We start from the raw sequence: 22406 nt of genomic DNA, 5'->3' as shown, positions 1-22406 counted from the left end.
TGGATATAATCGAAATTTGCTTATATTTACAGTGTTACGGCCGCTTATAGACGGTAACAGTAATATAATATCAGAAATTTAGACAAAATGAAAGGAAAAAATTTTGGTAGATTAGATATTTTATATATTTAATGCTAATTATATATTTTATGCTCATAAAGCATATGAAATTCCATTGGGTTGCACATAATAATTATTATTACATATTATATTATAAGTTGTTTTTTAGTTGAGGAGGGTAAATATGGAGAGTAAATCAAGTAGGATTAAAAGGCTTTTTCCTGGGGGTAATACCTCTGTAGGATTCTATTCCTATTACCAATATGTTATAGATGTTAAAAATGCGAATAGAATTTTCTTTCTAAAAGGTGGACCTGGAGTTGGAAAATCTAGTATGATGAAAAAGATTGGTCAAAGGATGTTAGAAGAGGGATATAATGTAGAGTTCCACCATTGTTCAGCAGACCCTGATTCTATTGATGCTGTTGTTATACCCGAGCTTAATATAGGGATGATTGATGGAACAGCACCACACGTAATAGATCCTAAATACCCTGGTGCCGTTGACGAAGTAGTAAATCTCGGTGAGTATTGGAATGAGGATTCTCTAAGATCCAGTAGGGATGAAATAATTACAGCTATTGAAGGGAATAGCAATATATATAAAAGGGTATATAAATACCTAGGAGCGGCAAAGTTAATTCATGATGATATAGAATGGATTTATTGTAAGGCTATGGATTTCGATAAATTAAACGATGTGACATATGACTATTTAGAAGAAGTGTTTCGAGAAGCAAAAAAACAAAATAAACAGTCAGGAGTTAGACATCTATTTGGCAGTGCATATACTCATAAGGGACATATAGATTTTGCCGATACATTTGTGGGTACAATGAAAAACATACATTATATAAATGGTAAAGATGGCACAGGGAAATCCACTATTCTAAAAAAGGTAGCTGAAAGAGCCATTGAATATGGATATAATGTTGACGTCTATCATGAGCCTTTAGAGCCATTAAAAATAGAATCTGTAGTTATTGAGGAGCTAGATCTAGCAATAACTACTAATGAAAGATTTATAGATAGAGAAAAATTAAATCTAAATACATTATTAAACACAGAAATTCTAGAAGCATATAAAGAAGAATTAAGAGAAAGTGAAGAATTGTTTAATGGAATGTTAGATGATGCAAGAATAAACTTAGGAAAGTCTAAGAAAAACCATGATATAATAGAGTCTTATTATATACCTAATATAGACTTTGAAGGTATTAACAAGTTAACATCTGAATTAATAGAAAAGATATTAAATAGTAAGTAAACAAAGAAAAACATAAGTGTCCTCTATTAAACACTTATGTTTTTTTATAATATAATTTACTGTTCACTTAAATTTCTAAATAAATTACCAAATTTATTTTTATTTAAATAAGTTACTTCACCATTTTCAGAAAGTACTTTTAAGTTATTATTTTTAATCCCAAAGAGGTTTTCTATTGAATTATTCATATCCTTTATAAGGGCTAAATCCTTTAAAAATCTATCTTTAGTGACTTCACCTAATATAAAAGAATTATATTTATTGCTCCAATAAACACATTGATTAAAGCTATAGGAGTTTTCAAGAACGTACTCCTTGATATTTGGTTGCTGAATTGAGTAAGCTATATATTTTTTTTGATCTGTATAAGTATTAAACTTTGAATTATCTATAAAATCAAATTCTATCACAGTTTTTTCAATAACCCTATTCCATTTATTGCTCTTATCATCTGGATTTATCCAAGATTCCTTATAGGTTTCTTCAAAGTAGATAGTCTGTTCCCATAAATTTTTAAATTGATTATCTTTATATACGTATATCTCTAAAAATTCCTTATAAAAAAAGGCACCTAAATATTCGTCTATTTCTTGATAGATTAACATTAAGTTTCTATCAAATATCTTATTTTCTAAAAAAGCAATATTTTTAACTTTACTAATATTTTCTAACTTATCTTTATAAATATATTGATTTTGGGTATCTTCTAAAATAACGATTGTAGCTAAATCCTTTGATAGATTTAAAACAGCAACTAATTGTTCACTATTACTTGAATTTACGTTGTTCAAGTACATCCTAAGTTCAATATAATCTATATACTCTTTCCACTGCTCATATCCTAGGTTATTTAACAGAGTTAATTTAATATTATATTTGATTTCATCTATATTATTTTGATTTCCGTTGAAATAGGAATTTACAAGTTCTTTTGATAATCGATGGCTAGGAGCACTGTATTGCTTATACGTAGAAATAGATTCTGGAGAATTAAAAAAATTAAATGTAAAGAAGTATATTAATAGTAAACATATAAAAAATAAGCTATATAGGGTTTTTCTTTTCATTAAACTCACCTCGATAAATTATATGGTTAGAAAAGATTATTATTATTGTTTTTGGGTTAATAGAGTAAAATAAAAGTTATATATTTAATAAAATTAATCTTTGAAAAATAAGGATTTGTTGGTATAATAGTTTTTATTAAAAATTTTCTTAATTTATCGACAATTAATTTAAAAGAGGAGGATACAAATGAAAGAGGATAAAATTATAGTAACAGTTTTAGGCTCAGATAAGGTAGGAATAATTGCTACAATAACAAGAATACTTGCTGACACAAATGCAAATATATTAGATATTAGTCAAACAATTCTACAACAATACTTCACAATGATTATGGTTGTTGACATATCTAAAACTACTGTAGATTTTACTGATTTAAGAAATCAGCTAGTAACTGCAGGAGAAAAAATGGGTGTTCAAGTAAATGCTCAAAAATCTGAAGTATTTGATTTCATGCATCGAATATAGGGAGGTGTAAAGATGCCTATTTCATCAGCAGCAACTGGTCAAGAAATTCTAGAAACCATTAGAATGGTTGAGATGGAGAATCTTGATATTAGAACAGTAACAATGGGAATAAGTTTAAGAGATTGTGGACATACGGATCCAAAGATAGCTCAACGAAAAATTTACGATAAAATCACTAAATATGCAGAAAAACTTGTTTTAGAAGGAAATAAAATCGAGCTAGAATATGGTATACCAATTGTTAATAAGAGAATATCAGTTACACCAATGGCAATGGTAGCTGAATCAAGTGATATAGATACATATGTGGATTTTGCAAAGGTTTTAGATAAAGCAGCAATAGAGGTAGGAGTAAACTTTATAGGTGGATTTTCTGCCATGGTTCAAAAGGGATACACAAAGGGCGATCTAGCTCTTATAAATTCTATACCGATGGCTTTAGCTGAGACAGAAAGAGTATGTTCATCTGTAAATGTTGCCAGTACTAAAGCTGGAATAAATATGGATGCTGTATATCACATGGGAAAGATAATTAAGCAAACTGCAGAATTAACTAGGGATAGAGATAGTTTAGGATGTGCAAAGCTTGTGGTGTTCTGTAACGTTCCTGAGGACAACCCTTTTATGGCCGGTGCATTCCATGGTGTTGGAGAACCAGAATGTGTAATTAATGTGGGTGTTAGTGGCCCGGGAGTTGTTTTAAATGCAATAAGAAAGCATCCTAATGTGGATTTAGGGGAACTATCTAACATTATTAAAAAGACTGCTTTTAAAATAACTAGAATGGGTGAATTAGTAGGTAGAGAAGCATCAAGAAGGCTAAATGTACCATTTGGAATTATGGATCTCTCTTTAGCACCTACACCAGCAATTGGAGATAGTGTTTCTGATATATTAGAGGCCATAGGTTTAGAGAGAACTGGAACTCATGGTACTACAGCTGCATTAGCAATGCTAAATGATGCAGTTAAAAAGGGTGGAATTATGGCATCTTCATATGTTGGGGGCTTAAGTGGAGCATTTATTCCAGTTAGTGAGGATGCAGGGATGATAGACGCTGTAGAAGTAGGTGCCCTGTCATTAGATAAGCTTGAAGCCATGACATGTGTATGTTCAGTAGGTCTTGATATGATTGCAGTACCAGGAGATACAACAGCTGAAACAATTGCTGCTATTATAGCTGATGAGTCTGCTATAGGAATGATTAATAGAAAAACAACTGCTGTTAGATTAATTCCGGTAGCTGGTAAGTCAGTTGGTCAAATGGTTGAGTTTGGTGGTCTTTTAGGTAGAGCTCCAATAATGCCTGTAAATAAATTTAGTTCAGATGCTATAATCAAAAGAGGAGGTAGAATACCTGCCCCACTTCAAGCATTTAATAATTAGTAAACTAAAAAGGTTATAAATTAATTTTAAAAAAAGGATGGTATTGTTCAAAATGACAATAACCATCTTTTTTTCTGTAAGTAATACTATAAATGAGATATTGACACTTGAATGTTATAGGAATTTTAACTATAATAAATTAGAATTAAATGTATAAAATGACTTTTCGAATCCATCTTCTTAAGGCTTTAGTTAAGTCTTTTTTTTTTAAGTAATACTAATAAATGTTTGGAGGCAATGAAATTGACAAAATTCAAAATGACTATAAAAAGAAGAATGGTTTTACTTGTTTTAATTGCACTTATACCATTGATATTATTACAGCTTATAGGAATTATGAGTCAATACAGCGAAAGAATAGAAGAGGAATTAGAATCAAGCCTCAGCATTGCCCAGACAGTAGAATTAACCTTTATGAATTATCTTGAAGAGAATTGGTCTCAGCAATATGCGATTGGGATGGCAATAATAGCCAACCCAGAGTGGAAGAGAGAGGACATTGATAAATATATTAATAATGTGCTTTCTGGTAAGCAGAACTTAAAAAGGTATTCCTGGATTAGTCCTGATGGTATAGTTTTAGCTAGCTCTAATGAGGAGATTGTTAATGTAAATGCTAGGGGTATGGAATTTTACAGGAGAATACTAAGTGGAGAACAAAAAGTAGTTTCAAATTTAAGAGAGGATATAATTAATGATAATAATTTAATTATACATATTGCAAGAGGAATATATGCTGATGGTGAGTTAAAAGGTATAATGTTAGGAATACTGGATGTAGAAGCCTTGAGTGAAATTTTAAATATTCAATATACTGGTAGGTCTGTGAAATACGGTTTAATTGATAAAGCAGGAATGCTAGTACATAGGCACAAAGAACCTAATATTCCCTTAAGCGAAAGAAAAATAGAAACAGAATCTCGCTTATTTAAAGCATTTTCAGAAAAAAACGTAAAGTTCAATTATCCTTCTCAATTTGATTCAACTAATAGGCTTGGAGCCGCTACTTTAATCGAAGATATCGGATGGTTAAGCTATTATAGTATATCCTCAGCAGAGGTATTAAGCAGCTTAATGAGGTATGCTAGAAGAGATATAGCTGTGTTATTTTTAACATCCCTTTTCTCTATTTTAATAGCTCTATTCGTAGGGAATAAATATACAAGTTCATTGGAGAGATTAAAAGATGCGGCAGACGAGATTAGTAAAGGGAACCTCTCCTTCGAGACAAATTTTACTGGTAGCGATGAAATTTCAGCTACAAACGAAGCATTTAATCGCATGACGAGGGAGATTAACAATCAGATAAGTCAAAGAGATGAAGTTGTTATGTTAAAAACTAATTTCTTTTCAACAGTTTCCCACGAACTTAAAACACCAATTAATATAATATTAGGTGCTGTTCAGCTCATGGATAAAATGGAAGACATTAGTAAGGCATCTATACAAAAGTATATAAAAATGCAAAAACAAAATAGTTATAGATTACTTAGACTTATAAATAATCTAATAGATATAAATAAGATTGAGAACAATCAATTTAAAATTAAGCCAGTTAATTATGATATAATCAGTCTAGTTGAAGATATAACCACATCTGTAGTCGAATATACAGAACTTAAAAATATTGAAATAGTTTTTGATACTGAGGTAGAAGAAAAAATAATGGCTGTTGACCCAGATAAGATAGAGAGAATGATATTGAATCTTATATCAAATTCCATAAAGTTTACAGATTCAGGTGGGAAGATAGAAGTCATTATATATGATAAGGAAGATAAGGTTCAAATTTCTGTGAAGGATACTGGTATTGGAATACCCGAACATATGCAGGAGTCAATATTTCAATACTTTACTCAGGTTGACGACTCCCTCCATAGAAAAGCTGAGGGCAGTGGAATTGGTTTGGCATTAGTTAAGTCTTTAGTTGATATGCATGGTGGAACTGTAAGGGTTGAGAGTACAGTAGGTGAAGGTAGTGAATTTATTATAGAATTACCAGTAATATTATTAGACAATTCTAGTGATACGATAGAGCATACTTCTTTTACTAATGTTGAGAGAATAAATATTGAATTTTCAGATATATATTTGAAAGTAGAAAAGACTCCTAATTCTTGATAATAATTCTCCTAAATTAGCTATATTAAATGGTGGGATAACAGAATGCAATAATAACCCATTACAATATGATTATGGTGGGAGATTAGGAGCAGTTTGCCTTATTAATGATATCAATTGTGTTAGTTTTTATGGTGTTTCTTCAGAAGATGTATTTGACAAGGTTTCATTAAATGCGAATCAGCACATTATGATATTAATAATTACATTAATATTATCAATATGTTTTGCAATTGAAATTGGTAATAGATATTCAAATTTTTTCGATCAGCTAAAAGATGTGGTGGAAGAGGTATCGAAGGGTACTCAGGTTGAGATAATTCCTTCCATAGAAAAGTTGAGGGTAGTGGAATTGGTCTTTCGATGGTGAAGAGTCTTGTAGAAATGCATGAGGGAACTATTAGAGTAAATAGCACCCTTGGGGAAGGTAGTGAATTTATTATTGAACTTCCAGTGGTTTTAACTAATGACATAAGTGAAGCCATTGAAGAGATATCTGATATCTACGTAATTAAATAAATTATAGAAGGAATGGTTGACCATTCTTTTTTTTCATTATAAGTCAAGTGAGTGAAGACTCGATTAAAAAAAGAAGGATTTTGTACTTTAGAGCAGAATAATAAATTAACATATTTTACTAATTAATAACTGAGACTTTGTAACTAGGGGGTATAGAGTTGTTTAAGTTTACTTCAACATTAAAACAGAGATTAATTTTATTGGTATTAATAACATTAATGCCATTAACAATTGTACATTTGGGAGGCCTTAAACATAGATATAATTTGACCATACAAGATGAATTGCTTTTAAGCCAAAAACATGCTAAAACAGTAGGACTAACATTTATGAACTATATTGAGGAAAATTGGGTAAAGCAAAATGCAATTGGCACTTATATTGTTATTAATGATCATTGGACTAATGAAGATATTGATAGATATTTAGCTGATATACATTATGTTAAACAATTAAAGGGGTACTCGTGGATAAGCCCAGATGGAATAACACTAGCAAGCTCTAATGAAGCTGCAATTGGAGTAAGTGTCGAGCAAATGGAGTTCTTCGAGCGTGTTATTAGTGGGGAAAAGAACGTGGTATCTAATTTAAGAGAAAGTATTTTAGATGATAGCTTAGTATTCCATATTGCCACAGCAGTCTATAGTGATAACGAGCTAAAGGGGATACTACTTGGAATTGTTGATATATCTAGTCTAAATTCTATCTTTGGAATTGAAGTCACTGAAACAACAATGTTCGGAATAGTTGACAACTCCGGTAGACTTGTTTATAACTCAGGAGAAACAAATAATATGTCTTTTAACGAAAGACTTATTGATAGCAACTCTCTTTTAAGAGAAGCTATTGAAGGGAAAGCTGGTTCTAGTAGTAAATTTTATTCGAAGTTTGATAATGGTAACCGTTTAGGATCAGTTCAACCTATTGAAGATATTGGTTGGGGGAGTTTTTATAGTGTTCCTGCAGGTGAAATAATTAGTGATCTTATTAAATTTCTAAAGTTTGAAGTAGTGATATTTTTACTTACTCTATATATTTCGGTCCTTATAGCTATAGTTATTGCAAATAAATACTCAAGCTCGATTGAACTTTTAAAAGATGCGGTTGAGGAAATATCTAAAGGTAATTTAACTGTAAAGACTAACTTTAGAGATGAACTAGCATCAACTAGTGAAGCATTTAACAAAATGACTAAAGAGATTAATAATCAAATTACACAGAGAGATGAAATTACTACAGTAAAGACCAAATTTTTTTCAACGGTTTCTCATGAACTTAAAACTCCAATAAATATTATTTTAGGAGCTGTGCAATTAATGGAAAAGACAGAGGATTTAGATAGGTATTCAAGGAATAAATATTTGAAAATGCAAAAACAAAATAGTTACAGATTGTTAAGGCTTATCAATAATCTTATAGATATAAATAAAATTGAATCCAATCAGTTTAAAATTAATCCTGTCAATTGTAATATTGTTGAGCTAGTAGAGGATATAACGTTATCGGTTTCTGATTATGTAGAATTAAAAAATATTGAAATAATATTTGATACTAATGAGGAAGAGATAATTATCGCTGTGGATCCAGATAAAATAGAGAGAATTTTACTTAATCTTATTTCAAATGCAATAAAATTTACAAATCCAGGTGGTAGAGTTGAAGTAACTGTTTTAGCTAAAGAAGACAAAGTAGATATATCTGTAAAAGACTCTGGAATAGGTATACCTGAGAATATGCTTGAAGCTATATTTAGTTATTTTACCCAAGTAGGTATCTCCTCCCATAGAAAGGCAGAAGGGAGTGGTATTGGACTTTCGTTGGTGAAGTCACTTGTAGATCTTCATGGTGGAAGTGTCAAAGTATTTAGTATTGAAGGTAAAGGCAGTGAGTTTATTGTTGAATTACCTTTAATAACTATAGAGAACACTGAGAGTCAAACAGAGGAAAAGTCCTTCCCTAATATTGAAAGAATTAATATTGAATTCTCTGATATCTACTTGAAATTAGTAAATGCCCCTAATTACTAGGGCTTATTTTGTTGACTATTATATGCCAAATAGTATAATTAAGAAAGTATTATGGTTTGATAGGAGGTAAGTAATGGTAAATGTTTTTAAAGATTCATGTAATGACTTAACTGATAAACTAGTTGGACAATATGGTCTAACTAAAGTAGATTCTCTTATATGGATATATTTGAATCTTTATATGTATAAAAATATTGATAAAAAAGTTTGTTGTGATAAATTTGAGTTCATATACTTTCTTAATAATAGTCGTAATTTTAGTGGCTATTTAAGTGTTTTTGAATCTATAGATGATGAGTATTATAAAAATATACATGAAACAATCTTAAGGAAACTCTCTTTCAATTTTAAAGATTACATACATTGCAATATCTCCTTGAAGGATATGGAAGAAGTATACGAGTCTTTTTTACAGGAAGAAATAAAAAATAAGACAGGATCATATTATACTCCTATCCCTATTGTAAAATTTATTACAAAGAAGTCTATTATTGAATATTTAAAATCTCAGTTAAATGAGATAAATATACCAATAGAAAGCTTTTTAGACAATAAAAACCTTAGTATACATATAGAAGATGTTATGAATGTAATAAGTACTCTTGAACAAATTAAAATAATTGATATCGCCTGTGGGGGTGGAGTTTTCCTTAGAGAAGCAGTAGGACAAATATATAATATGCTTACTATTTGCTATGATTATTTAGGTATACCCTACGAAAGGGAAGATTTAATAAGCTCAATTTTGTCTAACAATATATTTGGAATTGACATTCAAAGGGCCTCTGTTGATATTTGTAAACTTCTATTATTAATGGGTACAAGTTTAGAGGTGGAGTTAAACATTACTACAGGCAATGCGTTATATTTAAATTCAGAAGTAAAGTATGATATAGTACTAGGTAATCCCCCTTATATTGGTGAAAAGGGTAATAGAGCAATATTTGAATCCATTCGCAATGAGGAATTTGGGATTAAATACTATGAAAAGGGAATGGACTATTTCTATTTCTTTATTTATAAAGCGGCAGAAATTTTAAAAGATAAGGGCGTATTAGGATACATAACAACTAATTATTTTGTAACTGCTGATAGTGGTAAAAAGTTAAGAGAATTTATGAAGGATAATTTTCAATTTACTTGGCTAATAAACTTTGATGAAATAAATATTTTTCAGAATGCAAAGGGACAACATAATTTAATTTACATTGCAAATAAAAGTAAACTACAGAAACAGGTAAAACTTTTTTCGTTAAAAGATGAAAATTTTAAACTTAATAATTTTGACACCTACTTAAAGGATACAATCGAAAGAAAGGATAATAGAGAATATAAAGTTTTAAATAATAGGGAGCTATATACAAACAGAGGTCATATATTAATACAATGTGATAATGAGCTAGGACTGTTAAATAAAATAGAAGATAACAGTAACTTTCTTTTACGGGAATTATGTAATGTTAATCAAGGTATCGTTAGTGGTGCTGATAAAGATTCTAAGACTGGTAAAGGCATATTTGTACTTACTAGAGAAGAACTTGAAGAATTAAACTTATTAAAAGATAAGTATATAAAATTTATTAAGCCTTTTTATAAAAATAGTCAAATAAAAAAATATTTAACTATAGAAAAAGATGATTTATTTATTTTATATATTGATGATGATAGCTTAAGTACGGAAGAAGAATATCCCCATTTAATAGCACACCTAAGTAAATACAAAACTATATTATTAAAGAGAAGAGAAGTACAAAAGGGTACTAGAAAATGGTATGCCTTGCAGTGGCCTAGAAATATTAATATATTCGAAGAAGAAAAGATTGTTTCACCACAACGTTCTTTAGATAACTCATTTGCATATTCTATGGAGCCTTTATATGCCAGTGCAGATGTGTACTATATTACTAAAAAGACTAGTGATGTTTCACTTATATATATACTTGGCATTTTAAATTCCTCATTAATGTATTACTACCTATTTAATAGAGGAAAGAGAAAGGGAAAATATTTGGAATTATATGCAACTCCGCTTAAAGAACTACCAATAGTATATACGAAGGATAAAAACAAAATAAGTTTGTTGGAAAACTATGTAAAAGAGTTACTGAATTCTAATATTGATAGTACTTCAAAAGAGAATATGGAGTCTAACATAGACAATTTAGTATTTGAGTTATACAAGACTACTAGTATAGATAGGAAGGAAATTTTAAGCTTCAAAAAACCAAAGTAGTTATTCTGTTAATTTGGGTAAGAGTATGGTTTATTATTTGACCAAATCTCTTTCCCATTACTTTTAATAATGACTGTTCCATTGTAATCAGTTCTATAAATATTAATAGCCATATTTTTTAGACGATTCATAACTTCATCATGGGGGTGACTGTATGAGTTGTTATAGCCACAGGATATTAAAGCTACATCTGGATTTATAGTGTTTAAAAAAGAAAGAGATGAGGAGCTACTACTTCCATGATGTGCAATCTTTAGTAAATGAGAACGTAAAAATCTATGCTCATAATGATTTATAATATCTTGTTCTGCCTCATATTCTATGTCGCCTGTAAAAAGAAATGATTTTTCTAAATAGTCTAGCTTTAAAACTATACTCCAGTTATTTAGGTCCTCACCGTAATTCTTCAAAGGGGATAGAAAGTACAAACTAATTTCCTCATCAAAGTCTATCTTTGAGCCAACAGGCAGAGTTGATATTTTTAAACTATGATTTTTGGCAGTGATAAGCATGTTTTCGAAAGTTTTAGATGTGTGAGCAACTGGCGGTATATAAAAACTTTCTATGTTCGTGCTTTCGATTATTTTATGCAAACCACCAATATGATCACTATGAGGATGGGTACCTATTAGAACATCTAGGGATTTTATTTTATTTTTTTTCAGGTGTGCTAAAACCTTAGGACCATTACTTGTATCCCCTGCATCAATTAATATAGTCTTTTTATTTGGAGTAACAATTAGAATACTATCCCCTTGTCCCACATCTAACAAATGAATTTCAAGTAATTTTTCTGCATTATTATTATATAAATTAAATAATAGTATAGTAGACAGTATAAAGGTGCATATAATTATGCCATATTTTTTTATATTATTCATTGTTTCCCTCCATAAAAATGATAGAATATTAATAAATATTAGATTGATGATAATTTTTGAATGTAGTATTATATAGAAAGCGAATGGCCCTTTCGAGAGGAGGTTATATTATGACATTTAATATTTTCTTTGCTACAGCAGATGAGAGAAAGAGCTTTCTTAATTTTGATTGTAATATAAATTTAGAATCTATTAAAGACAAAAAAACGATAGTTGTTGAAAATAAATGTATTAAAATTATTAGACTTAAAACTGTCTATAAACATATACCAGGTTTTTGGGCTGAGGTATCTCTGCAAAATAATACTTTAGGTAAAGAGTTATATAAATCTATAACAAATAATTATGGTGAAAACAGTATTAATGAAAATGTTTTCTTTCCACAAAACAATATGTCTATTAAAGAATTAAATCTATCATGGATAAAAAAATATAATATTTTAAAGAATAGATTATCTGAGGATATGTGGAAGGTCTTTTTTCAGGAGATAAAGCATCATTTTGAATATAACAGTGTTGAGGTTGCTTATAATGGCGTATTGTTGATTCTTAAATACAATCCTTTTTTCCTAAAAAAATATAAGAGATACTATATTTTAGAAGACTTAGCTTATTATTTTGAAGAAGTGGGGAATTTGGGAAAAGCTCTTAAATGCTTGAAAATTCAATCTGTACTATGTCCAGAATCTATGGAACCCTATTTAAATATGAGTAGTTTCTATATAATTAACGGAATGGAAACAGATGCAATTGAAGTATGTGAAAAAGCTTTACTTAAAAGTCCGAAAAACCAATACTTAATGAGTAATTTAATTATTGCTGCTTCTAATATGGGTAACTTTGAGTATGCAACAGATTACTTAAGAAAGGTATTATCTGATGAACCGAATAATCCATATTACTGGAAGCTACTAGGTGATATTTTTTATGAACTTGAAAATATTGATGAAGCAATCAAGTGTTTTAAAAATTCCCATGAAAAAGGAAAGAGTGAAAATTTAGAAGACCTACAGGCTGATGTTTGTTTGAGTATTGCCACTTGTTACTATGACAAAAAAAATTATAAGGAAGCAGTTAAGTATTTTAGGAAAGTTCTTAATTACACTCCATTTGATTCTGTAGCTTTACTAAACTTATCACAGATATACTACTTTCAATTAAAAGATATTAAGGCTTCACTAAAGTATACAAAAATATTAACTGATAAAATGCCGGAAAATGGCTATGGCCAGTTTCAATTAGGATTAATATATTCACAAATGAATAGCTTTGAAAAAGCTAAATGGCATCTATATAGAGCGAGACAAATCATGCCTAATTTTTTACCAGTACAGGACGCAATTAATTCTTTGAAAAAAATAAAGTAATAAATATGTATTCCTTTAAAAATACTATAATATATAAAAGTTTTGAGGAGTGATATTTTGAAGTTAACTGTACTAGGTTGCTATGGTCCATATCCAAAAGCAAGAGGTGCTTGTTCAGGATATTTATTAGAGGATGATGATTCGAAAATATTAATCGATTGTGGTAATGGAGTCCTTTCAAAGCTTTTTGCTATAATGAGTGATCTGAACAAGTTAGATGCTATTTTCATTAGCCATTTACACTCTGATCATATGGGGGATTTATTAGTTCTTAGATACGCTATAGGTATAGGACAATTAATGGGAAAAGTTAGAAAATCAATACCTATTTATTTACCTTCTAGTCCAAAGGATGAGTATGACAAAATTCAATTTAACAATGCCTTTATTAGAAACATTATAAATGAAAAAACTACTGTAAAAGTAAATAACTTTAACGTATCTTTCAAAAAAACAGACCATTCAGTGGAATGCTATGCTATTGCATTTGAACATAGCGGAAAAAGATTTGTATATTCTGGAGATACAAAGGTTTTTGATGGATTTATAGATTTTGTAAGAGGTAGCGATTTATTTCTATGTGAAGCAAGTGTTTTAGAAAAAGATAGAACTGAAAGCATGGCTCATCTTTCAGCAAAGCAAGCAGCAGAAATCGCACTAAATGCAGGGATTAAGAGACTGCTATTAACTCATTTATTACCTGAAATAAAGCCAGATAGTCTATATACTGAAGCTAGAGAGGTTTTTCCATATATTTTAGAGATGGCTGAGGAAGGAAAAGGATACTTTATATAAATTCTCATATTATATCATTCTCTTTGTTGGGGAAAATACTATTAGCAGTAAATATATCATAATTGAGGTGATTTAATGCTAAATAGTATATTTGAACGAAGAGTTAGACATGAGGATGGTTATGACTTAATTTTAGAAATTCCTGAAAGAGAATTTTATCAGATATATGAAAATTTAGATGAGGAATCAGCAGGGGAAGTAATATCAACCTTTTTAGAATATCACCAGGATGATGGGTCTCCGAGTGATATTGAAATTAAGCATAATAAAAATACACACATAGTTACGATTTCTGCTATGTTGAATTATTTAGATAATGATCATACACCTGAACATGTCCTTCCTCATTATTTAAGAGATATATAAAATTTGTAATAGAAAGTCATATTTATTTGGCTTTCTATTTTTTTATTACACGCCTACTAAACAAAAAAGTATGTTAAAATATTACTAAATTAAACGGGATTTTAGAGTGTAGTTATAAAATTAGCTTAAGGGGATGTTAACTTGAAAAGGCCCTTTGTGTACATATTTTTTAGCTTGCTAAGTGGTATAATGATTGCATATTTCTCTAACTTTAGATTGAAGACTCCAATAGCTATTTATATGTTAATAGCTATTGTTGCTATGCTATTGGCTATGAAAAAGCATGAAAAATTTTTCATTATAGCTTTATTTATTATACTCGGAGGCATGCTTTACAACTTTTCAGTTAATGAAGAATCCATTACCTCATATGTTAATTTGAATAATCCTATCGAGGTTCTAATTATTAATGATGGTATACAAAAGGGTAGTTTCAAAACATATATGGAGTATGAGACAATAGTTAAAATAACAAATGAAAGATCTTTAATAAGAGTATATAATTCGAGTAGCTCTTTATTTGAGGTAGGAGATATAATTAGACTATATAAATATAAAGTGAATCCTATAGATTCATCTAATGAAGTTATAGGTAGCTTTTATAATATATATAAGAGCAGAGGAATTAAAAACATTATTGATGTAAACATGGATAATATATACAGAGTCGGTGCGAAAACCTTTGGATTTAGGTATTTTGGTAATAGTTTAAGAAGGTATGTAGAATATTATTTCGATCAATCCTTTTCGAATCGAGAAGGAAGTCTGTTGAAGAGTATTATATTTGGTAATAGAGGATATATGCCACCTGAAATGATTGCACATTTTAGTAAAAGTGGTACCGCACATATTATTGCAGTTTCAGGTTTGCATATAGGATTATTAATTGTCTTTTTAGATCGTATATTAAAGCTTATAAAAATAAGAAAGACATATATAAAAATAATAACTGTTTTTATATTGCTTTTATATTCATATGCAGTTAACTTTCCAGTATCTATAGTACGGGCTAGTCTAATGTATTATTTATATATAGCTGCTTTTTTTCTAGAAAGAAAATATGATGCAATAAATACTATGATGCTAATAGCAGTCATACTATTAATTTTAAATCCACATATTATTTTTTCAGTTTCATTCCAACTGTCATTTTGTGCAACTTTCGGAATACTAGTGCTTTATCCTTTAATTTATTCTAGATTAGAAGGATTTGTTCATAAGAGTATATGTGGTCTACTTGCGGTTACATTGTCTGCACAAATAGCCACGTTACCAATATTAGTTTTTCATTTCAATTACTTATCAATTATTTCTATAGTTGCTAATTTATTAATAGTACCTGTAATAGGAGCTTTGATTTCTATAACATTAATTAGCATTATATTAAGCTTATTACCTATAAATATTGCTATTTTTTTAAACTTTCTAATTAATTTACTATTAAAGTATATTCTTAAAATTGCAGAAATTAGTAGTGAATCTCTTTTTTCAGGTATTACTATTGAATTTATTCAGCTATATCATGTTATAATTTACTATGTAGTTATTGTTTTAATCTACATGTTAGTAAAAAGTAGAAAACAATTTGGTATATACACTTGGAGGATTAATAATGAGTTATAAGGAAATTGCGAAAGATATAAAAAATAATAATTTAAAGAAAATGTATTTATTTCATGGTGAAGAGAGTTATTTAATGAACCACTATATAAATGAAATTAAAAATAAATTTATTTCTAAGGATTTTGAGGATTTAAATTATATTAAAATGGATGAAAAAGAATTCACAGTAGATAAATTAATAAATTCATTAGAGACATTACCTTTCATGTCTGAAAAAAAAATAGTAGTAGTTAAAAACAGTGAATTATTCGGGACTAAGAAAAAAATGCTATCAGAGGACGAGGAAGATAAGTTAATTAAGTATTTAAATAACTTGCCAGATACTGCTTGTTTAATATTTGTTACTTTTGATGCTATTGACGCAAGAAAAAAAATAAGTAAGGAAATTAAAAAAAATGGAACGGTAATTAGTTTTGACAAACTACAATTAGCTGAACTTAAAAAGTGGATTGAAAAAATATTAAGAAGCCATAAAAAAGAAATGAATCAATCTGATATTACATATTTTATAAATAATCTTAACTACTTTGATAAAAGTGGTAATCAGGATTTATATAATATTGAAAATGAAATTAGAAAACTAATTGCTTTTGTTGGGGATAAAGATGTAATACATGAAGGTGACATAAATTTAGTTTTCGTATCCACATCACAGAATAATATATTTAAGCTTTTAGATGAAATAGAAAAAAATAATGTAAAAAAAGCAATAAATATTTTAAATGAATTAATTAATGAAGGTGAACCAATTATTAAAATATTAGTTGTTTTAAGTAATCATATAAGAAATTTATTTAAGACAAAATTACTTTTAGTTCAGGGGTATTCCTCTAAGATGATAGCCCAGGAATTAAAGATTCATCCATTTGTAGCTGGAAAATTAGTAGATCAATCTAGAAGATTTGACGAAAGAAGGTTAAGAAAGCTTATAGACATATGCTTGGAATTTGATGCAAAGATAAAATTGAGTAAGATAAAGCAACAAATTGCTACAGAGCTATTAATAATAGAAATGTGTAAAAATAATAATAATTAAGCAAATATAAAAGCGTACCAAAAGGTACGCTTATTTATAATAAACCTGAGACACGGTTTTTTTTTAGATAAAATTAAACTGCTTTGTTGATTTTTTGCGCTAATCTTGAAACTTTTCTTGAAGCTTTAGATTTGTGAATTACATTTTTAGCAGCAGCTTGATGTAATTTTTTCTCAACAGTTTTAAGTAAAGCTTTAGCTTCTTCTAAGTTACCTAGGCTTAAAGCATCTTCAAATCTTCTAATAGCTGTTTTAAGTTGAGATTTTACCATTTTGTTTCTCAAAGTTTTTTTAGCAATAACTTTGATTCTTTTTTGTGCTGATTTTATATTTGCCAATTATTTCACCCCCTTAAATGGTCGCTAACATCGATAATTTTACCAAAAAAAAGTATGGATTGCAATAAGAAATATTGTATATTATATATTCATTTATTTCCTTTATTAATTTCCATTATTCATTATTCATTACTTTTTTTAACAAAACCTCTATATTAGCGGGTTATAATTTAATACATTAAATTATTTATTTTTAAAAATTATATATAAATATCTAAATAAAATCAAATAATAATAAAAAATATAGAGAATAAAATTTTACATTAGGAAATGAGGTATATTGATGTTTAATGTAAGAACTGATTTAGCTATGGAGGTTAGAGAGCTATATAAAGAGAGAACTAAACAGGAAGTTGAAGGGGTATCCGTTGATGTAGAAGAAATGGGGAATGTTAATATAACCAGAGTCGATATTATGAATGATTATGGGGCTCAGGTAATGGGTAAGGCCAAAGGGAAGTACATAACTTTAGAATGTAAAGCTTTACGTAGGGCAGATGCTGATTTAAAGGATGAAGTAAGCCAAACCTTAGCTAAAGAACTTAAAAAATTAGTAGTGATAAAGGAAAATCCTAAAATTTTAATAGTAGGACTAGGTAATTGGAATATCACTCCTGATGCATTAGGCCCAAAGGTTGTTTCTAAGGTATTTGTTACTAGACATCTATTTAAAATGTATAATAAGGAAGGCGATAAGGATTTAGCAGAGGTTAGTGCGATTTCCCCGGGTGTAATGGGTACAACAGGGTTAGAAACCTCTGAAATCATTAGAGGAATAGTAGAAAAGTCAAAACCAGATATGGTTATAGCTGTAGATGCATTAGCTTCTCGTAAAATGGAAAGGGTAAATACAACTATTCAAATTTCTACTTCTGGAATTAGTCCGGGTTCGGGAGTTGGGAATAAGCGAATGGCTCTTGATAAGGAAAGTTTAGGAATACCTGTTGTTGCAATTGGGGTTCCAACCGTTGTTGATGCTGCTACATTAACTAGTGATACAATAGAGATGGTAATAAACGAATTTTCAAACGAAGCTATTGTTGGCTCTCAGTTTTATAATATGCTTGGGGAACTTAAGGAACAAGAAAAATATAATTTAATTAGAGAAATATTAGAACCATATGGAGCAAATCTTGTGGTTACACCTAAAGAGGTAGACGAAGTAATTGTAAACATGGCACAAATCATTGCAAATGGAATTAATATAGCTGTTCATCCATCCATAGATTTAAAAGATGTTAATAGATATTTAAACTGAAAATAAGGAATAATTAACGCCCACCTTTCATATTAATCAATAGATACTTAAGAAGGTGGGTGACACTTTTGGGTAAAAAACCTAGAAATAGCTTTAGTGATGACCATTACAATTTAATAATAGCAGTACTTCTAATAGTAATCTTTTTCTTTTTAATGAAGATAGTAATACAATATAACTTTAAGGATTTCATTTCTAATAACAATCAGTCAATATTTATGAAAGGTACAATTAGTCATGCTTTTCCAGCATCAACAATTAATGATAACAATAATATTAGTACTTTTGGAAGCGTTAATAAATCCTTGTTTAAAAGTATTTTTCGGGTTGATTTAAGTAATCCAGTGACATATGCTCAAGCGCAATTCCCCGCAAGTTATCTTCATCAAAATAACTTTAGTAGTCAAAGTGCCTTCAATCAAAGGAAGTTAAATGATGAAACGAGCAATAATAATCCTGTTATATACTTTACGAATTTTGATGGTACAGAAATTGATATTACGGAAGGTGACGAAGATGACTTAGGAGAGCTTAGGTCTGGTGGTGTGTATTTACTTGAGGAAAATAACGTAGTAGATAGTATAAATAATAATGAGGTGGATTTAGGGAATATAGATAAGCCGAGACCTATTACTTTTGAAAAAGGAAAACCACAGATTTTAATTTATCATACTCATGGTACCGAGTCTTATTATCCTGCTTCAGAAGGAAATTACCATTCCTTAAGAACTCAGTACACTGTAATACATGTATCTGAAATAATTACTCGAGAGCTTGAAAAAAGAGGATTTGAAGTTATCCATGATCAAACATTACATGACTATCCATCATACAATGGTTCATATAGTAGGTCTCTAGAAACGGCCAAAAACATACTAGATAAAAATCCTACTGTTAAAGTAGTACTAGATATTCATAGGGATGGATTTGATAATGTTGATGCTACACCAAATAGACAGAATTTAATTAATAATAATACTGTTTCAATTAATGGAGAGACTGCTACACGATTTCAGTTTGTTATAGGGCCTGATAGTAAGAATAGATCAGAAGTAGAAAAGTTTGCAAAGCTTGTTAAAGCTGTTAGCGATAGTAAGTACCCAGGGTTTAGTAAGCCGATTTTAGTTAAGCCTCTAGGAAGATACAACCAGTTTTTATCGGATTATTATGGGCTAATTGAGTTAGGTAGTAATGCAAATACAATTGAGCAGGCAGAAAGAACAGCTAAATATTTAGCTGATGTATTAGCTACATCCCTAGAATTATTAAGTCAATAATAATGAATAATAATATTGCCTTTAATAGTTTAAAATTTTTAAAAACGCTTAAACTAGTAAGGGTGATTTTTTTATGGGCCGGATGGCAAAAAAACAATTAAGAAAAGAAAAAAATATTAAAGTGACATATATATTATTAGCCATATTCATTTTATTGATTGTAGGTCTATCTCTTGTAGATAAAACTATAGGACATATAACAGGAAATAATGACATTAGGGCTATTGACATAGAGGTTGAAAATGATATAGCTATAGTACATTTCCTAGGCAATGAGTATGATATAGATTATGTAGACATAGCAGTAGAGATAAGAAGTAAACTAGAAGAGGCTTATGAAGTTACATTGGATAACATTATAGCTATAAAGGAAAGAATCCTTTCTATAAATGTCGGAGGTTAACCGACATTTTTTTCAAATTTATATAAAAAATATACACACTAAAATATTATTGTGATATAATTTAAAAAGTTAACCTAAGATGAAGTTTAAAGGAGCGATTTGAATGCCAAGCGAGAGACTAAGTAAAATAAGAAATTTTTCAATCATTGCTCATATCGATCATGGAAAATCAACCTTGGCTGATAGACTTATTGAATATACAGGCCTAGTCAGTGAAAGAGAAATGCAAGAGCAACTATTAGATAATATGGATTTAGAAAGAGAACGTGGAATTACTATAAAACTACAAAATATTAGACTTATATATAAGGCTAAGGATGGTAATGAGTATTACTTAAACTTAATTGATACTCCTGGTCATGTTGATTTTACATATGAGGTATCCAGAAGTTTAGCTGCTTGTGAGGGTGCAATTTTAGTAGTTGATGCAGCGCAAGGAATTGAGGCTCAAACCTTAGCGAATGTTTACTTAGCATTAGAGCAGAATTTAGAAATAGTACCAGTTATAAATAAAATAGATTTACCTAGTGCTAGACCAGATGAAATTAAGAGGGAAATTGAAGATGTTATTGGTTTAGATGCTAGTGATGCCCCATTAATTTCTGCTAAGGAAGGAATTAATATTATTGATGTATTAGAAGCCATAGTAGCAAAAGTTCCTGCCCCTTCGGGTGATGAAAATGGACCACTAAAGGCCCTAATTTTTGACTCATACTATGACAATTATAAAGGTGTAGTTGCATATATACGTGTGGTAGAAGGAACCCTTAAAAAGGGCATGAAAATAAAAATGATGGCTACAAATAAGGAGTTCGAGGTAACAGAAGTAGGAGTTATGTCACCGGGACAAATTCAAGTAGATGCATTAATGCCAGGAGATGTTGGCTACGTTGCCGCAAGTATTAAGGATGTTAAAAATTGTAGGGTTGGGGATACAATTACAGATAAGAATAACCCAACGGCTGAGCCACTGCCGGGATATAGAAAAGTTACCTCAATGGTATACTGTGGAGTTTATCCTGCTGAGGGTGAAAAATATGAAGATATTAGGGATGCATTAGAAAAGCTTCAAGTAAATGATGCGGCTTTAGTATTTGAGCCAGAGACCTCTGCAGCCCTAGGATTTGGTTTTAGATGTGGATTTTTAGGATTGTTACATATGGAGATAATACAGGAAAGATTAGAGAGAGAATTTAATCTAGACCTTGTAACTACAGCTCCTAGTGTAATTTATAGGGTTACAAAGACAAACAATGAGGTAGTAATGATACAAAATCCAGCAAACCTTCCTAAGCCACAGGAAATATACATGATGGAAGAGCCTATAGTTAAGGCAAGTATAATGGTTCCAAATACCTATGTAGGAGCAGTTATGGATCTATGCCAAGATCGTCGTGGTGAAATGAAGAATATGGAGTATATTGAAGAGACTAGAGTAATACTTCATTATGAACTACCATTAAATGAGGTTATATATGACTTTTTTGATGCTCTTAAGTCTAGAACTAAAGGATTTGGTTCTCTGGACTACGAATTTTTAGGATATAGAGAGTCTGACCTTGTAAAACTTGATATTCTAATTAATTCAGAGCAAGTAGATGCGCTTTCTTTTATCGTTCATACAAGTAAGGCTTATCCAAGAGGAAAAGCAATGTGCGAAAAGCTTGTAAATGAAATACCAAGACATCAATTCCCAATACCAATTCAAGCTTCGATTGGAACTAAGGTAATAGCTAGGGAAACAATTAGGGCTTTAAGAAAAGACGTTTTAGCTAAATGCTACGGTGGAGATATAACAAGAAAGAAAAAGCTTCTTGAGAAACAAAAAGAAGGTAAGAAAAGAATGAGACAAGTAGGAAGTGTAGAGGTACCTCAAAAGGCCTTTATGTCTGTGCTTAAGTTAGATTAATAAATCAA

Annotated in this window: 18 protein-coding genes and 1 pseudogene; 16 read left to right on the top strand and 3 right to left on the bottom strand. The window is 29.8% G+C overall.

From position 1 onward, the window contains the following. Window positions 1–244 precede the first annotated feature (244 nt). On the top strand, window positions 245–1327 hold the full coding sequence (locus HZR23_RS15200) for a PRK06851 family protein (protein WP_132847332.1): 1083 nt from the start codon (window positions 245–247) through the stop codon (window positions 1325–1327). A 56-nt stretch (window positions 1328–1383) separates the two neighbouring features. Here the strand turns inward: HZR23_RS15200 and HZR23_RS15195 are convergent, their stop codons facing one another. Continuing rightward, window positions 1384–2394 carry a hypothetical protein gene (locus HZR23_RS15195; RefSeq protein WP_132847331.1) on the bottom strand — a complete coding sequence of 337 codons (1011 nt, stop codon included), beginning with the start codon at window positions 2392–2394 and terminating at the stop codon, window positions 1384–1386. Between the two features lie 187 nt (window positions 2395–2581). Here HZR23_RS15195 and HZR23_RS15190 point away from each other — a divergent pair, with 187 nt between their 5' ends. The 6 genes and pseudogenes from HZR23_RS15190 to HZR23_RS15165 all read left to right on the top strand — a co-directional run bounded on the left by HZR23_RS15190 (window position 2582) and on the right by HZR23_RS15165 (window position 11146). Next, window positions 2582–2860, top strand: a complete 279-nt coding sequence (locus HZR23_RS15190) for an ACT domain-containing protein (RefSeq protein ID WP_132847330.1) — start codon at window positions 2582–2584, stop codon at window positions 2858–2860. Between the two features lie 12 nt (window positions 2861–2872). Next, window positions 2873–4246, top strand: coding sequence for a PFL family protein (locus tag HZR23_RS15185; protein ID WP_132847329.1), 1374 nt, complete (start codon window positions 2873–2875; stop codon window positions 4244–4246). A 243-nt stretch (window positions 4247–4489) separates the two neighbouring features. Continuing rightward, complete coding sequence (locus tag HZR23_RS15180) at window positions 4490–6367, top strand: sensor histidine kinase (RefSeq protein ID WP_165913587.1); 1878 nt, start codon at window positions 4490–4492, stop codon at window positions 6365–6367. Between the two features lie 336 nt (window positions 6368–6703). After that, a pseudogene (locus HZR23_RS15175) lies at window positions 6704–6886 on the top strand (ATP-binding protein); the annotation flags it as partial. 158 nt (window positions 6887–7044) lie between these two features. Then, complete coding sequence (locus HZR23_RS15170; RefSeq protein WP_132847326.1) at window positions 7045–8913, top strand: sensor histidine kinase; 1869 nt, start codon at window positions 7045–7047, stop codon at window positions 8911–8913. A gap of 73 nt (window positions 8914–8986) precedes the next feature. After that, window positions 8987–11146, top strand: coding sequence for an Eco57I restriction-modification methylase domain-containing protein (locus HZR23_RS15165; protein WP_132847325.1), 2160 nt, complete (start codon window positions 8987–8989; stop codon window positions 11144–11146). Between the two features lie 8 nt (window positions 11147–11154). On the opposite strand, the gene HZR23_RS15160 is transcribed toward HZR23_RS15165, so the two are convergent. Further along, window positions 11155–12027 (bottom strand): ComEC/Rec2 family competence protein, encoded by an 873-nt coding sequence (locus HZR23_RS15160; protein WP_132847324.1) that lies wholly within the window; start codon window positions 12025–12027, stop codon window positions 11155–11157. A 110-nt stretch (window positions 12028–12137) separates the two neighbouring features. On the opposite strand from HZR23_RS15160, the gene HZR23_RS15155 reads away from it, so the two are divergent. The 5 genes from HZR23_RS15155 (at window position 12138) to holA (ending at window position 17214) form a co-directional block, all read left to right on the top strand. Continuing rightward, window positions 12138–13394, top strand: coding sequence for a tetratricopeptide repeat protein (locus HZR23_RS15155; RefSeq protein ID WP_165913586.1), 1257 nt, complete (start codon window positions 12138–12140; stop codon window positions 13392–13394). A 57-nt stretch (window positions 13395–13451) separates the two neighbouring features. Beyond that, the gene (locus HZR23_RS15150; RefSeq protein WP_132847322.1) at window positions 13452–14189 is read left to right on the top strand and encodes an MBL fold metallo-hydrolase; all 738 of its coding nucleotides are present in this window, start codon (window positions 13452–13454) and stop codon (window positions 14187–14189) included. A gap of 75 nt (window positions 14190–14264) precedes the next feature. After that, on the top strand, window positions 14265–14555 hold the full coding sequence (locus HZR23_RS15145) for a hypothetical protein (protein WP_132847321.1): 291 nt from the start codon (window positions 14265–14267) through the stop codon (window positions 14553–14555). A 141-nt stretch (window positions 14556–14696) separates the two neighbouring features. Continuing rightward, on the top strand, window positions 14697–16178 hold the full coding sequence (locus HZR23_RS15140; protein WP_132847320.1) for a ComEC/Rec2 family competence protein: 1482 nt from the start codon (window positions 14697–14699) through the stop codon (window positions 16176–16178). After that, window positions 16168–17214, top strand: coding sequence for a DNA polymerase III subunit delta (gene holA, locus HZR23_RS15135; protein ID WP_132847319.1), 1047 nt, complete (start codon window positions 16168–16170; stop codon window positions 17212–17214). The genes HZR23_RS15140 and holA overlap by 11 nt, the downstream gene beginning before the upstream one ends. Window positions 17215–17287: 73 nt before the next feature. Here the strand turns inward: holA and rpsT are convergent, their stop codons facing one another. Further along, window positions 17288–17551 (bottom strand): 30S ribosomal protein S20, encoded by a 264-nt coding sequence (rpsT, locus tag HZR23_RS15130; RefSeq protein ID WP_132847318.1) that lies wholly within the window; start codon window positions 17549–17551, stop codon window positions 17288–17290. Window positions 17552–17834: 283 nt separating this feature from the next. Between rpsT and gpr the strand changes: the two genes are divergently transcribed. From gpr to lepA, 4 genes are all read left to right on the top strand, one after another. Continuing rightward, complete coding sequence (gene gpr / locus HZR23_RS15125) at window positions 17835–18809, top strand: GPR endopeptidase (protein WP_207667821.1); 975 nt, start codon at window positions 17835–17837, stop codon at window positions 18807–18809. 68 nt (window positions 18810–18877) lie between these two features. After that, on the top strand, window positions 18878–20086 hold the full coding sequence (gene spoIIP / locus HZR23_RS15120; RefSeq protein WP_132847316.1) for a stage II sporulation protein P: 1209 nt from the start codon (window positions 18878–18880) through the stop codon (window positions 20084–20086). A gap of 82 nt (window positions 20087–20168) precedes the next feature. Continuing rightward, window positions 20169–20489, top strand: coding sequence for a hypothetical protein (locus HZR23_RS15115; RefSeq protein ID WP_165913585.1), 321 nt, complete (start codon window positions 20169–20171; stop codon window positions 20487–20489). A 103-nt stretch (window positions 20490–20592) separates the two neighbouring features. Continuing rightward, a complete protein-coding gene (gene lepA / locus HZR23_RS15110; RefSeq protein WP_132847314.1) occupies window positions 20593–22398 on the top strand; it encodes a translation elongation factor 4 in 1806 nt (601 codons plus the stop codon). Window positions 22399–22406 lie beyond the last annotated feature (8 nt).

Origin of the sequence: Serpentinicella alkaliphila (genome assembly GCF_018141405.1) — a bacterium.
GTDB lineage: Bacteria > Bacillota > Clostridia > Peptostreptococcales > Natronincolaceae > Serpentinicella > Serpentinicella alkaliphila.
This window is presented reverse-complemented; position numbering and strand designations above follow the sequence as displayed.

What these genes read in the sequence shown, in the direction of transcription:
- HZR23_RS15200 (WP_132847332.1), top strand. Translation starts at nt 245, where the DNA reads ATGGAGAGTAAATCAAGTAGGATTAAAAGGCTTTTTCCTGGGGGTAAT.
- HZR23_RS15195 (WP_132847331.1), bottom strand. Translation starts at nt 2,394, where the DNA reads ATGAAAAGAAAAACCCTATATAGCTTATTTTTTATATGTTTACTATTA.
- HZR23_RS15190 (WP_132847330.1), top strand. Translation starts at nt 2,582, where the DNA reads ATGAAAGAGGATAAAATTATAGTAACAGTTTTAGGCTCAGATAAGGTA.
- HZR23_RS15185 (WP_132847329.1), top strand. Translation starts at nt 2,873, where the DNA reads ATGCCTATTTCATCAGCAGCAACTGGTCAAGAAATTCTAGAAACCATT.
- HZR23_RS15165 (WP_132847325.1), top strand. Translation starts at nt 8,987, where the DNA reads ATGGTAAATGTTTTTAAAGATTCATGTAATGACTTAACTGATAAACTA.
- HZR23_RS15160 (WP_132847324.1), bottom strand. Translation starts at nt 12,027, where the DNA reads ATGAATAATATAAAAAAATATGGCATAATTATATGCACCTTTATACTG.
- HZR23_RS15155 (WP_165913586.1), top strand. Translation starts at nt 12,138, where the DNA reads ATGACATTTAATATTTTCTTTGCTACAGCAGATGAGAGAAAGAGCTTT.
- HZR23_RS15145 (WP_132847321.1), top strand. Translation starts at nt 14,265, where the DNA reads ATGCTAAATAGTATATTTGAACGAAGAGTTAGACATGAGGATGGTTAT.
- holA (WP_132847319.1), top strand. Translation starts at nt 16,168, where the DNA reads ATGAGTTATAAGGAAATTGCGAAAGATATAAAAAATAATAATTTAAAG.
- gpr (WP_207667821.1), top strand. Translation starts at nt 17,835, where the DNA reads ATGTTTAATGTAAGAACTGATTTAGCTATGGAGGTTAGAGAGCTATAT.
- HZR23_RS15115 (WP_165913585.1), top strand. Translation starts at nt 20,169, where the DNA reads ATGGCAAAAAAACAATTAAGAAAAGAAAAAAATATTAAAGTGACATAT.
- lepA (WP_132847314.1), top strand. Translation starts at nt 20,593, where the DNA reads ATGCCAAGCGAGAGACTAAGTAAAATAAGAAATTTTTCAATCATTGCT.